Annotated in this window: 9 protein-coding genes; 1 reads left to right on the top strand and 8 read right to left on the bottom strand. The window is 58.0% G+C overall.

All coding sequences use genetic code 11. The features are described 5' to 3' along the window. Nucleotides 1–31: 31 nt before the first annotated feature. Complete coding sequence (locus tag QQF40_RS15200) at nucleotides 32–415, top strand: RidA family protein (RefSeq protein WP_136938568.1); 384 nt, start codon at nucleotides 32–34, stop codon at nucleotides 413–415. Between the two features lie 168 nt (nucleotides 416–583). Here QQF40_RS15200 and QQF40_RS15195 read toward each other — a convergent pair whose 3' ends face one another. The 8 genes from QQF40_RS15195 to QQF40_RS15160 all read right to left on the bottom strand — a co-directional run bounded on the left by QQF40_RS15195 (nucleotide 584) and on the right by QQF40_RS15160 (nucleotide 12457). Next, nucleotides 584–796 carry a DUF2474 domain-containing protein gene (locus QQF40_RS15195; RefSeq protein WP_285461817.1) on the bottom strand — a complete coding sequence of 71 codons (213 nt, stop codon included), beginning with the start codon at nucleotides 794–796 and terminating at the stop codon, nucleotides 584–586. Nucleotides 797–807: 11 nt separating this feature from the next. Next, complete coding sequence (cydB, locus tag QQF40_RS15190; RefSeq protein ID WP_285461842.1) at nucleotides 808–1815, bottom strand: cytochrome d ubiquinol oxidase subunit II; 1008 nt, start codon at nucleotides 1813–1815, stop codon at nucleotides 808–810. Between the two features lie 17 nt (nucleotides 1816–1832). Further along, nucleotides 1833–3248, bottom strand: a complete 1416-nt coding sequence (locus tag QQF40_RS15185; protein ID WP_136938566.1) for a cytochrome ubiquinol oxidase subunit I — start codon at nucleotides 3246–3248, stop codon at nucleotides 1833–1835. Nucleotides 3249–3787: 539 nt separating this feature from the next. Next, nucleotides 3788–5209: an aminotransferase-like domain-containing protein gene (locus QQF40_RS15180; protein ID WP_285461816.1), complete on the bottom strand. Its 1422-nt coding sequence runs from the start codon at nucleotides 5207–5209 to the stop codon at nucleotides 3788–3790. 184 nt (nucleotides 5210–5393) lie between these two features. Further along, entirely contained in the window at nucleotides 5394–8093 is a 2700-nt protein-coding gene (locus QQF40_RS15175) for a site-specific integrase (protein ID WP_285461815.1), read from the bottom strand. After that, nucleotides 8090–10354, bottom strand: a complete 2265-nt coding sequence (locus QQF40_RS15170; RefSeq protein ID WP_285461814.1) for a hypothetical protein — start codon at nucleotides 10352–10354, stop codon at nucleotides 8090–8092. Before QQF40_RS15170 ends, QQF40_RS15175 begins: the two co-directional genes overlap by 4 nt. 179 nt (nucleotides 10355–10533) lie before the next feature. Then, nucleotides 10534–11349, bottom strand: coding sequence for a hypothetical protein (locus QQF40_RS15165; RefSeq protein WP_285461813.1), 816 nt, complete (start codon nucleotides 11347–11349; stop codon nucleotides 10534–10536). Nucleotides 11350–11464: 115 nt separating this feature from the next. Then, nucleotides 11465–12457 carry a site-specific integrase gene (locus tag QQF40_RS15160; protein WP_285461812.1) on the bottom strand — a complete coding sequence of 331 codons (993 nt, stop codon included), beginning with the start codon at nucleotides 12455–12457 and terminating at the stop codon, nucleotides 11465–11467. Nucleotides 12458–13012 lie beyond the last annotated feature (555 nt).

Genomic DNA, 13012 nt, shown 5'->3' with positions numbered 1-13012 from the left:
CACCTATCGAAAGATATTTGAGGAATAACCCATGGTTCATCCCGTCAAGACTGATCTGTTTGCCTCTCGTGCGCCCCTGTCATGGGCGAGTGTCGGCAATGGCATCCTGTTCACTGCGCAGATTCCAATCGACGCCGCAGGCAATGTCGTGGAGGGGGGAATTGCGGCTCAGACCCGCCAGACGCTGGATAATCTGATTCATACCCTGGAATGCGCCGGTGGTGACGCCTCCTCGCTGACCCAGGTACTGATCTATGTGACTGATCGCGAGCACCTGGCGACGGTCAATGGCATCTATGCTGAGTACGTGCGTGAGCCGTATCCCAATCGGGCTGCCATCATCGTCTCCGGGTTTGCACGCGAAGAGATGCTGGTGGAGATGGTCGCCTATGCCGCACTGGAAGTTGAGGCATAACGCGACCGTAATGCGGGCGAGAGAGTGATCTGCTACTTGAAGCCCTGCATTGACTCGTCATTCAGGCCCATCGGTTTACCAAGCCCTCAGACCAACAAGAAAGACGCCGAAGCATTCCCCGCTTCGGCGTCTTTTGGTCTCTACGTGATGTCTTCTTTCGCTGTGCTTTCAGGGCGTAAGGCCCGCGGCCTGCATGAAGCGACGCAGTGCCAGAGAGACGAGGCCCAGCGCGCTGACGCTGCTTCCCCAGATCACCACCAGCCAGCCGATCTTGCTGAGCCAGCTTGCCGGGCGCGTGGGCGTGTCGGATGGCTCGCCGCCGAGTCTGGCTGAGGGAGCATTCAATGGCGCTGAGTGAGTCTCACGTGTCGGGGATGTCATGTCAGCACCTCTCAATGGTAGCCATCGGTGTGACGGACCTTGCCCTTGAACACGAAGTAGCTCCACGCCGTGTACACCAGGATGATCGGCAGGATGAAGAGCGTACCGACGAGGGCAAAACCCTGGCTTTGTGGTGGAGAGGCCGCTTCCCAGATCGTCACATGACCTGGAATGATGTCAGGCCACATGCTGATGCCGAAACCGCTGTAGCCCAAGAAGATCAAGGCCAAGATCAGCAGGAAGGGCTGGGCGTGATATTGGAAGGAAATGGCGCGGATCAGCGCATACCCCGACAGCAATACCAGCAGCGGTACCGGAAGGAACCAGAATAGCTGTGGCAGTGTGAACCAGCGCTCGGCGATAGCCGGGTGCGCCAGCGGAGTCCACAGGCTGACGGCCGCGATCATGATCAATACCCATAGCGTCAACGGACGCGTCAAGGCATACATCCGCTCCTGAAGAATGCCTTCGGTCTTCATGATCAGCCAGGTGCTACCGAGCAATGCATAGGTGAACAGCAGCGCCACACCGCAGAACAGCGGGAAGGGCGCAAGCCAGTCCAACGAACCGCCGCTGAAGTGAACCCCATCGAAGGCGATGCCTTGGATGTAGCCTCCCAGCGCGACGCCTTGACTGAAGGTAGCCAGCACCGAGCCGCCCACGAAGGCCTTGTCCCACCAGTGGCGGCTTGCGTCCGAGGCCTTGAAGCGAAATTCGAAGGCGACGCCGCGGAAGATGAGGCCGATCAACATGGCGACAAGGGGAATGCTAAGGGCTTCCAGCAAGATGGCATAGGCCAGCGGGAAGGCCGCAAATAGCCCAGCGCCGCCAAGTACCAGCCATGTCTCGTTGCCATCCCACACGGGCGCCACGGTATTCATCATCACATCGCGGTCCACCTTTTCCTCCACCCACGGGAAGAGGATGCCGATGCCCAGATCAAAGCCGTCCATGATCACGTACATCATCAGGCCGAACAGGATGATGACCGCCCAGATGACAGAAAGGTCGATACCCATAGTGTTCATCGCTCCGGTCAGTGAGTGGTGCCGTCGAGAGATTCCTCGATGGCCGACAGTGGGCGGGAAGGTGTGCGTGGCTTGCCGGGGCCGCCGCTGGGGGCGTGGCTGTCATCACCCGCCGGCCCTTTCTTGATCAGCTTGAAGAGGTAGTTGATCCCCGTGCCGAAGACGATGAAGTAGACCGTGACAAAGGCTGTCAGGCTGATGCTGAGGTGAACGGCGCTGTGGGCAGAGACGGCATCTTCCGTTCTCATCAAGCCGTAGATCACCCACGGCTGGCGGCCGACCTCGGTGGTGAACCAGCCCGCGAGTATCGCGATCAGCCCAGCCGGCCCCATGGCGACGGCCAGCCTCAGCCAGCGCCGCGAGGTGAAGAGCCTGCCCTTGCGGGCCAGGTAGACACCCGAGAGGCCGAGCAGAATCATCGCAAGGCCCAGGCCGACCATCAGGCGGAAGCTCCAGAACACGACGGTCGAATTGGGGCGGTCCGCGGCGGGGAAGTCCTTGAGCGCCGGTACCTGCTTGTCGATGTCATGCATCAACAGCAGGCTGCCGAGGGCCGGAATCTCGAGCGCGAAGCGCGTCTCTTCGCGCTGCATGTCGGGCACACCGAACAGGATCAACGGCGTCGGTTCCCCATGGCTGTTGTCCCAATGCCCTTCGATGGCCGCGATCTTGGCCGGTTGGTGCTTGAGCGTATTCAGGCCATGCATGTCGCCGACGAAGGCCTGCAGCGGGGCGGTCACCATCAACATCAGTACCGCCATGACCAGCATCTTGCGCACTTCCGGGGTGTCGCGTTTCTTGAGCAGCAACCAGGCGGCGGAGGCTGCGACGAACAGCGAGGTGCTCAGGAAGGCGGCCAGTGCCATGTGGGCCAGGCGATAGGGGAAGGAAGGGTTGAAAACGATCGCGAACCAGTCGACCGGCACGACGATACCATCGATGACCTCATGCCCCTGAGGGGTCTGCATCCAGCTGTTGGATGACAGGATCCAGAACATCGAGACCAGGGTGCCGAGCGCGACCATGCAGGTCGAGAAGAAGTGCAGGCCGCGGCCGACGCGATTCCAGCCAAATAGCATCACGCCGAGGAAGCCGGCTTCGAGGAAGAAGGCGGTCAGCACTTCATAGGTCAGCAGCGGCCCGGTCACGCTGCCGGCAAAGGCCGAGAAACCGCTCCAATGCGTGCCGAACTGGTAGGCCATGACCAGTCCTGACACCACGCCCATCGCGAAGTTGACCGCGAATATCTTCGACCAGAAATGATAGAGGTTGCGGTAGACCTGTGTGCCAGTCTTCAACCACATGCCTTCCAGCACCGCCAGATAGCTGGCGAGGCCAATGGTGATGGCCGGAAAGATGATGTGAAACGAGATGGTGAAGGCGAACTGTATCCTGGCCAGGTCGATGGCCTCGGTGCCGAACATGGCAATGTCTCCTGAGTAGGCGGCAAGGGGGACGGCCCTGCCTGAATCTTCGCCGCTACTCTAGGGAGCCACCGGAAGCCATAACAGGCTCAGTTGTGCGAGAAAAAACCATATCAGTTGCGTGCCGAACTCTGATCAGTCGTTAAAGGCGCGTGAGCCAGTCAGCCGGCCAGCCAGGTGGTATGGCGAGCAGCCAACAAGGCGAGCCGGGCAGGAGGGCGCACTCTGATTGATGCCAGCACCATGATGGGATCAGGTGCTTGTCGTATCGCCCTTGGCGCCAGGCCCCGCCATGGCGGGCTCTGGCGCTTCCTGCAGGGGCACGCGTGTGGCATCAGGGATGCAATCAAGGTACGCAGCAAGGTGCGATATCCAGGCGTGGCAAGCGGCTCTCGAGCAAGTGATAGGCGCCGCGCAAGGATATCGTCGCCCCAGCGGATAACGCATGAAGACTGTGTGGCAAGGCGGCCGCAAGGGCTGCGGCATTTGCGCGCACATACTCAAGGTACTTCTCGCATCTCGTCTGAGCGGTCCGCGTTTCAGGCTGCCTTGAGCAATTCCCCCAATGTCTGCATGGCGCGCTCTGACGCCGCGTCCCACGGGTGGCCGTAGCTCAAGCGAATGCAATGCTTGAAGCCCTGGGTGGCCGAGAAGATGGGGCCCGGCGCCAGACTGATGCCGTGGGCCAGCGCCTGCTGAAAAAGGGCCAGCGAGTCGATGTGCTCGGGAAGCTCGCACCACAGGAAGTAGCCCCCGTGGGGGTGGGTCACGCGGGTGTCTTCAGGGAAGTAGCGATCAATGGCTGACAGCATGGCCGTCTGCTGGGTCTCGAGCGCCAGGCGTAGCTTGCGCAGGTGGCGGTCGTAGCCCCCATGCTGGAGGTAGTCGGCAAGTGCTACCTGGGCAGGTAGCGATGGCGAGATGGTCGTCATCAGCTTGAGGCGAGAAATCTCCCGGGTATGACGCCCCGCGGATATCCAGCCCACCCGATAGCCCGGCGCCAGGCACTTGGAGAATGACCCGCAGTGCATCACCAGACCCTCGACATCCAGCGCCTTGACGGGCTGTGGGGGCGACACCTCGGCACGTTGATCGAAATACAGTTCCGCATAGACATCATCCTCCAGCATCGGAAGCTGATGACGGCAGAGCAGCGCATACAGTTTGGCCTTGCGCGAATCGCTCAGGCTGGCCCCCAGCGGATTCTGCAGATGGCTCATGAACCAGCAGGCCTTGATGGGCAGTGTCTCCAGACGATTTTCGAGCACCTCGAGGTCAATCCCGTCACGCGAGTGCACCGGAATTTCCACCGCGCGCAGCTTGAGCCGCTCAAGCACTTGAAGCGTGGCATAGAAGGCCGGCGCCTCGATGGCGACCATGTCCCCCGGCTGGGTGACACATTGCAGGCCAAGGTTGAGCGCCTCCATGGCGCCATTGGTGATCACCAGCTCCTCCGTCGGCAGCTGCATGCCGTTGACCATATAGCGCTGAGCGATCTGTCGGCACAGGTCAGGATGGCCAGTGGTCATGTCGGAGATCACGGCATGCGAAGACAGCTGGCGCAGCCCGCGCGTCATGCTGGTCGCAAGCCGCGCGAGCGGGAAGAGTTCCGGGCTCGGGAAGGCAGAGCCGAAGGGGACGGTATCGTTGTCGCGCAGTGAGCCCAGTACCGAGAACACAAGTTCACTGACGGCGACATCGGAAGGGGCTTGCTGCTGCTGGGCGACATGCGGCTCATCAAGTATCCGCGAAGCATTGTCACGCACGAAATACCCCGAGCGCGGCCGCGCACTGATCAGGCCCTGATTCTCTAGCAAGTAATACGCCTGAAAGACGGTAGAGGGGCTGATGCCATGCGCCTTGCTGGCCTGACGCACTGACGGCACGCGTTCACCAGGTGTGAGAATGCCGGTACGAATCAGGTTGGAGATCTCGGCGGCAAAGCGTTCATAACGCTTCATGATAAAGCCCTGATGAGGTTAGACGACACATGATGCTCACACGACGAGCCGGAGGAGAGCAGGCTACCTAAATTCTGTCAGCGCCACTACATTGGGTGCATTCCTTGAGTGGAGTGCCATGTCATGATTCATCTTGTTCAAGTGTTGCAGTGCAGGAAACTTCTGACGAAAAGTTGTGCAGTCTTCATTGCGTGGGGGCTACCCAAGGCGTAATCGCCTGGGTGTATTCACTGGCGCGCCGCATGGCCTGACGATGCAGGTACTCCAGGCTATGGGCATAGTGCGTCAATGTCTGCTCCGGCGTGCGGTGGCCGATCCAGATGGCGAGTTGATACAGCAACATGCCACGATCCTGACTATCTTCTCCGGCATAGCCTTGAACTCCCTCCAGGAAGCGTTTCAGGGGCGCTTTTTGTAAGCCCCATGAGCCGTGCTCCTGCAAGTCATCGAGAATGTCACGGCTTTGTGCCGCCTCAAGGCGGATCAGCCACCAACTGACGGCAGCGTGACGCAACGAGTGAAAGTCGATAGCGTTTCCCAGCGCATCTCTCATGGCGTCGATCGCCGGGGCGATCAGACCGGCGTGATTGAAGGCTAGACAGCTGTCGCTCGGGCCGAACAGGGCGATGTCAGAGAGGGCCGTCGTGGGGAAGCCTCGCCGCCGATATACCCACCACGCTGCCAATAACTGAATATCTCCGAAGAATGTCAAAAGGTGCAGCGGAAGTACGCGTCGGGCTGCAGGCGTCTTTCCACCGCGAATATAGACGCGGCACTCAACCTCTGGCAGTGATCTCAGCTGCTCACTCAACGCCTCGTGAATGATATCCGTCTCATGCAAGGGAGGGGGCGAGAACTCTGTATCAGATAGCGCCGGTGAGTGGCCGGCCGGGAATTGATCCTCCAACCAGTGCTCGAGCGAGAATGTCCCCTGAGGACATTCGATGCGAATGTCTCGTAGCGTCAGAGCACAGACCTCGCTGGCGCGCATACCCCCGTGGAAGCCCAATGCGATGCTGAGCCATTGCATGGTGGCGTCAGGCGTTTCATCGGGCTTGGCGAGAAGATGATCCCGTACCTTTTCCATTTGTCTCAGGGTGGCAAAATGAATTCGCTTGGCGCTGGGGGTTTTACTGTTACCTGATACCGGCGGCTCGACGTCCAGTAGTACTCCCATACTGTGCATGAAGCGGATGAGCTGCCCCATATTGCCAAGAAAGCTCTGTGTCGTACTGACAGACCAGCCCATATCGTGGGGCACACACCAGCACATTTCCTGAGCACTGTCGTTGTCCCATTCGTTGATATCGATTGACAAGGCGTAGTCCGCCATCGCCATCGGCAGGCTGCGAGACAGGTAGGTGTGCAGTGAACTGACGCGTAGCATGCGAGTCACGCGCAGGTCATGGAGCCAATAGAGCACCATGGCCGGGTAGCTGTGGCGGATGCCCATGAGTCTGGTGAGACGTCTGCTTGTCTCGAGCAGCAGAGACTCCAGGCGCTTCTTGACCCTCTCGTCACTTGTCTTGCGAAGATGGTCAGAGGAAATGACACCGATCCATTGCTTGATGATGCGTCTTGCCGACGGAAGCCAGTCGATCGGCCAGGTAGCTTGGGTAATCAGGCGCTGCCCCGGAGGTTGTGTCAGCACGGTTGAATGGGATAAAGCGTTCGTTTCTGACGCCCTGGTTGCGAAAAGATCCATGGCGCTCATCGTGTCGTCATTCGCGACAGGCCCATGCTGGTGGTTGTCGGAATAAGCCTCCATGACCGTACTGGCCGGTGGAGCCTCGAGCCGAGCGAAGTAGGAGTGGGGCTCATAAAGCCCATGGGCGCTGCTGTAGGGAATCGGATAGCGACTGAACTGACTGACCCAGCAGCCGGGCAATCCCCCCAGGACTGCGGCATGAGGCAATGCGCTCAACAAGGTAGTCAATTTTATTGTCCGGCGTTCCTCGATCGTCAGGGGCAGTATTTTGACCAGGGACGCCAGCTCCTGCCTCATGCGCTCCTTGATGATGCGAATCCGCTCGGTAATCGAGAGATGTTCGTCTTCCTGCTTCTCGGCCAGCAACCATTCGTCCTTGGAGGAGGCAGGTTTCTTGGCTCTCAATGTCTTGAGTGCTGTCGCCAATGTCGACTCCAATGGCAGACGGTAGGCCGTTAGGTGAGACGACATGATCCGTGGTGGGGTCGAGTGAGCAGGGATCCAGACCCACTCATTGGGGATATTTCGATCTCTCTCGAAGTGACGGCGCGTGAGGCAGCCCAATGTGACCAGAATGACCTGTTGTCCTAGCCCTGCACGGACACCGAGCTCTACGGCAGCGTGCAGCAGGGGAAAGGCAGTGCCTGAATGACGTAGCTCGCGGATGATCGGCAAGACCCTGGTGGTGTTGGCCAATGCCTTTGCATCCATAGGCAGCACGCTTTTGCGACGGGCTAGCGTGGGCCACTGCGGCAGCATTGCCAAGACTCCCGGGCTCTGATTGACCTCCTCCAGAAAGCGGCCGATGACGACGTAGGCTTCGCGACGCCCTATCGGACGACGATGATGCTCGCTTCTCCACCGTATCAGTTCCTTGACCATGGCCTCGGCGTGAGTGTGATTGAGTGCGAGAGTAATGCTTCCGGCCTCTGGTGGTACATCGTTGGCGGGTTGGCGCTTGGCGTGGCGCTCGAGCCAATACACAAGGTGCAGGCTTTGCTGGCGTTGCCTGCCTTTGACTCGATCAAGTCGGCGCTCCTCCCATCGCCGCCAGAGCTCCTGCATGTGGTGGGTTTTCATGAACTTGAGGTGCAGGTCAGGATTGGGTCTGGTCAGTAATCGGGTTACTGGAGCCTCTTTGTGAGGCGCAATGAAAAATACCCAGTCTCCGCTCATGGCAAATCCTTGAGGGGTAGCACCCTTATCCTCAACTCATTGGACAAGCCCCCCAAGAGGCGTTGCATCTCGGGCGGTAGGCAGAGGTTGCTGGCATAGGGGGCGTGGCGTTGTTGGCCGCGTTTGACATGGCCCAGCAGCATGTCCAGCGTGTTCGCTTCCATTCGACCGTCAAGTGTCTGGGCGACGAAATGACGTGGCGCATTATCGGGCAGTGCCAGCAGGGTATCGAGTGCCCTGCGTGATGATGTGGCCAGCTGTGGTGCCTGATGGCGTGCGCTGATCCAATCTCGCATGTAGATCTGCTGAAAAGGTTTTGCGGTCAGATTGAAGCTTGCCCGGCGTCTTGACCACCACATGGCCAGTGTCTCTTCGTCTTCAGGCCATGACAGCCAAGTCTTTCCTTTTCGTGGCCAGTGTTCACGCCAGGCGGTCTGCCACGTCTTTAGGGTATCGAGGTTCTGGCAAACCGGGAGAGGTAGCGGGATTACCCGGCTTTCTCTGTAGTGGCCCGAATCCTTGTCAGCGACCCAAAGTAGGCGCCCTCGCCGAGACATTCGCGTAGTGGGGCCGATAGGGCGTAGTCCTGCTGTCAGCTGAACGCCCAGGAGCGTGTAGCAGCAAAGGGCGCTATTGAGCTCGATCAAGGCCGAGCAGACATCTTGCGAATGACTTTGCGTACGGGCGGCTTTGGAGAAGTCAGAAAGGCTAGCTTGCACCAGGTCATACAAGCCTTTCAGTGCCTCTCTGGCCGTATTGAGCGTCAGTGCCACGCTCGAGCCCAAGGCCGTGGTGGCTTTCGCCTCCTTGGGAAGCGCAATCGCTTTCTTCGGTGTTGCGATTCTCCACCATTCAAGCGATGCGTCCATGAGGCGCTGTAGCTCACGCATGGGCATCTTTCGGTAAGCGGCAGGCGCTGCTGTTTTCAAGCTGAGTTCCCCGTAAAGCCACTCCGCTTCGGTATCCGTCTTCGCCATGTTGAGAATATGATGCCGCGCGGCTCTGACAATGCGCTGAGCCGTGGGGGTGGTGCCAGTGTCCAATTCCATGTGTTGCACCAGCCGACGGTTGAGCAGTGTCAAAGTCTTTATCAGAGGCTGAGTTGTCGCTTCACTCAATTGATTCAGTGATGCCGCGAGTGTGTCCGGTAGTCGTAGAGAGAGTGGTGGACTTCCTGAGGGTGCATGAATGACGGGGACGTAGAGTGTGCTGCTTTCAGCAACCCACTGCAGCGGTTGGCCACGCGATACTCCCGTAGTGCGGAGCAGCGCCTCCTGCGCTACATCCGCCACACGCATCTGGCTGAGACGAACTGGGGCAATACCTGTTGCAAGTACAAGCTGCACTAGCAGTTTGGCATCAGGCGGCAGAGGTAAAGCCAGTATCCTGCGGAGCTGCCCCTGAGTCGTGGCGAAATTCGACAGACTCCCCAGGCTCTGCGCGATAGAGGTTTGCTGACGCTTGCGAGCGATTACTCTGCAATCTTCCGGTGTCAGCAGGCTGTCTCCCTTGTGATGGAAGGGCGTCTCCTCTTCTTGTTGGTGTGAGACGCTGTCTCGTTCGAGGCTGGCGTCCTCCTCCTCATCCCCGTCCGGGCGCAGTGGTGCATCGAGTGTCTCAGATAGTTCAGGACTGAAGGCAACAGGCGAGAAGTTGTGCTTGAAAGTGTCTTGAAAAAATACGGAGCGTTGCGGGCTTCGTTTCGTGTAGCGCGCGCGTCGAGTGCCAAGGGCTGGATTGCCGGAGAGCAGTTCATAGGCTTGATTAAAGCGGTGATAAAGCTTCGGCTTATCATTCGCCAGCCAAGGCATGCTTTTCCAGGCACTGAGCAACGAGAGACAGGCAGAATGATGCCATACGATCGGGTGCTGCCAACGTGGCAACATGTGCCTCAATGCGGTGCGTAACGTCGACAGATGTTGGTAATAGATACTGGGATCGACAAGAGGGCCTGAGTGGTAACCCGCCATGTCGCGCAAAGCGAGACGAATTAATCGGCGATTGTGCTCAATGGGGGGCTGCTCGCCATTGCTTGGCAAGAATTTTGGGTGGGGTGTTGAAGCCGTGCTGTGGCGTGCTATCTGTATCGCCTGGTTTGCGATGTCTGCTCGTACCATGGAGGGAGCGAATTTGTCGGGAAAGGTCAAGAGACTATGCAGGGGGTGGCTCTGACGAATCGCCTGTAAAGGGCCCGGTGCAAGTGGGAGCAGTCTCAGAAGTTTGCTGATGAGGTCTAGCAATGAAGGATCATTGTCATCCATAGCCTGAACATTGGCGGATATCCAGAGATCCGCTTGGCTACAGGGGGGGAGGTTACACTGAAGAAACGGCCACAAGCGCTGTTCCTCAGGGGCTGACAATACTCGGTCGCCCAGATGATCAGCCCATTGGCGAAGTATTGTCTCGGGGAGACACGTCTTGCTCTCGGGTGCCTCATCCATCATGAGGAGGGGTTCCCGGTGTCGTCCTGCAGGTCGTCAAACAGGTCGCCATTACTTTGGCTGGTCACATGAGACTTGCGAGTCGGAGAGGGGGCGGGTATCGCTGTGTCTGGGGGTGTGCCCAGCGCTTTTTGCCATCGGGGCGGTGTCGTCGGCTTGGACGCTGAGAGAGTGACGGGCGCTGAGGTTGGTATCACCTTCTGTGCCTCGATCTCTCCTTTCATAGTGCTAGAGGGCGGCTCAGACACTATAGGTTTGTCATCGTCGGGGCTCAGCTGTCCTTTCGGACTATGAGCGCGTTGCAGCGTGCTCTTGGCCCAGCGTCCTTGTGTCAAGATCATGAGACTCTTGATATCCAAGGTGGGTTTCGATAACCCGAATACGATGCGAGCCAGTTTTTCTTCCAGACCAGGCTTTTCATTGAGCTGCTTGATGAAAGCTCGGGCATCCATCACGTGTGAGGTATTGAAGAGCTCCTGGGGCAGTATCTCTGACAGGTAGCGCAACACTTCCAACTCCTCATGCGTGAGATTTTGACGGTCTACCTCGAACACCTGGAGAGAATGGAAGTTCTCGAGAGACAGCCCACTGAGTTGACGCAAGAGCATCCCATTGTTAAGCAGCTCGGCATGGCCCTGAGCACTGACTAGCACGATGGGGAGGTGCCGGAGCAGCACACGCTTGTCAGATGTGGTCATGCCTTTGCGTGGGGGCGGAAGGTAGATAAGATCGCCAATAGAGCGTCGTGGACGATTCCGCAACTTGCCTGAGATGACAAACTCTGCCTCAGGTAGTGGGGCGTAGGTATCGGTCATGATCCCTCCCTGGCGTCTTGTTGATTATCTAATCCTTATAGTAGGACAAATATCATCTCATTGGTATCCATGGAAGTGCTGCCATCCTTGGCAGCGTTCTTCAGAGATTGAGCTATCAGAAGATGTCATTTCCCGGGTCATGCATGTCATCGGCCATGCGAATGTAGCGCTCGAAGGTTTTCTGGTCCCGGTGTCCGCTGATGCGCTTTATCTGCTGGTCGCTCTTCCCGCGGAGATGTGCTTCGGTAATGAAGCCAGCACGGAAGCTGTGGGTCGTGAAGCCTTCCTCTACTAGTCCCGCCCGTATGAGCGCCTGTTTGAGAAGGTTGCTGAAGGTCACGGGATGCATTCTGCCGGCTCCCAGCCTGCCTCCCTGATCAATGGATCGATATAAGGCACCTCGCTGAATACCGCTCCACTCCAACCAGGCTTCCAGCAGACTGACCGGACAGCAACGACCGCCCGCAGGGTTACGGGGAAGCGTCTTCTGCTCGATCCGTCCGCTTTGATTGGTTTTACTGTGGCGCAACGTGATCACGATTCCGCCATCACGCCACTCGATATCCTCCCTGTAGAGTGCGACCACCTCGCTGGAGCGAAAAGCTCCGTAGAAACACAGACAGAACATGCTGGCATTACGTAAATCCCGCGGTGACTTGAGGTCCAGAGCATTCAGCAGCTGTTGTAAATGATTCAGTCGCAATGCGGGCGCCTGGCGTTGCCGCCCATCACTCTTGCGATGAATTCCCTTCAAAACGCCTTTCACTTCCAGGCTCAGAGTAGGAGAGGGCAGCTGCATATAAACATGCCAGGTGCCCAGCGAGCTGGCATGGCGGGAAATCGTGGCAGGCTTGCGGCCTTTGATATGCTGCTCAGCCAGATAATTGGCAATTTGCTGGGCAGTGGCGGGGAGTGAGTAGCCGGCTTTCAGGAAGCCTCGAATATCTGAACGGAATGCCAGAATCGTGTTCTTGGCCATGCTGTCGGACAGCAAGCGCCTGGCAGCGCGTGACAATTCCATGTCCCCCGTCAGCGCATGGCTCTCTTCCGTGCCGGACCATGACGACATATCCGTTGGCAGGCCTCTGGCCTTTTCCTTATGCGACATGACTTCCTCCTTGTGATGTAACTGAGTCGAAGGGAGGAAGAAACGTAGAGAGTGTTTGCTTTACTCCGAAGAGTGAATGGATGCATGGCAGTGGAGAAATCATGAAGTACCTCGATTAGCAGACAGTATCTGACGCCAGTTCGCTGACGCCTCTTGCCCTGCGGAGTCGCTCGCAGTCAACTCGTACGCTATCGAGCTTCTTGAATCTGGGAAGGCGATCTTCAGCGCCCCGATGGCCGCAATTCTCCAGTCTATATAACCGGTGCCGCTATTCTCAGAGGAGAGCGAGACATGCAGATGCGGGGAGTATCCTCAGCATGACTTATCGCCTGTGATCAATATGTCGCTAGCTAGGAATGCACCAGTAAGCGACAAAAGAAAAAGAAAAAAGTCTTTCAACTCGCTATGTAGCAGAGCAAAGACTACGAAAATCGTGAAAGCTCACCAAATTGGTGCGCGCTTAAAAGAAGCTGTTTTGTCATGCGCTTTCTTGGTGCGCACGGAGTGTTTGGTTATCTAACGAAAAGTAGTGACAGCAGTGGAATGTACTAAGCA

The organism is Cobetia sp. LC6 (assembly GCF_030264805.1).
Taxonomy (GTDB): Bacteria; Pseudomonadota; Gammaproteobacteria; order Pseudomonadales; family Halomonadaceae; genus Cobetia.
Note: the sequence above shows the minus strand (reverse complement) of the source record. Positions and strands in the feature narration are given on the sequence as shown.

What these genes read in the sequence shown, in the direction of transcription:
- QQF40_RS15200 (WP_136938568.1), top strand. Translation starts at nt 32, where the DNA reads ATGGTTCATCCCGTCAAGACTGATCTGTTTGCCTCTCGTGCGCCCCTG.
- QQF40_RS15195 (WP_285461817.1), bottom strand. Translation starts at nt 796, where the DNA reads ATGACATCCCCGACACGTGAGACTCACTCAGCGCCATTGAATGCTCCC.
- cydB (WP_285461842.1), bottom strand. Translation starts at nt 1,815, where the DNA reads ATGGGTATCGACCTTTCTGTCATCTGGGCGGTCATCATCCTGTTCGGC.
- QQF40_RS15185 (WP_136938566.1), bottom strand. Translation starts at nt 3,248, where the DNA reads ATGTTCGGCACCGAGGCCATCGACCTGGCCAGGATACAGTTCGCCTTC.
- QQF40_RS15180 (WP_285461816.1), bottom strand. Translation starts at nt 5,209, where the DNA reads ATGAAGCGTTATGAACGCTTTGCCGCCGAGATCTCCAACCTGATTCGT.
- QQF40_RS15175 (WP_285461815.1), bottom strand. Translation starts at nt 8,093, where the DNA reads ATGAGCGGAGACTGGGTATTTTTCATTGCGCCTCACAAAGAGGCTCCA.
- QQF40_RS15170 (WP_285461814.1), bottom strand. Translation starts at nt 10,354, where the DNA reads ATGGATGACAATGATCCTTCATTGCTAGACCTCATCAGCAAACTTCTG.
- QQF40_RS15165 (WP_285461813.1), bottom strand. Translation starts at nt 11,349, where the DNA reads ATGACCGATACCTACGCCCCACTACCTGAGGCAGAGTTTGTCATCTCA.
- QQF40_RS15160 (WP_285461812.1), bottom strand. Translation starts at nt 12,457, where the DNA reads ATGTCGCATAAGGAAAAGGCCAGAGGCCTGCCAACGGATATGTCGTCA.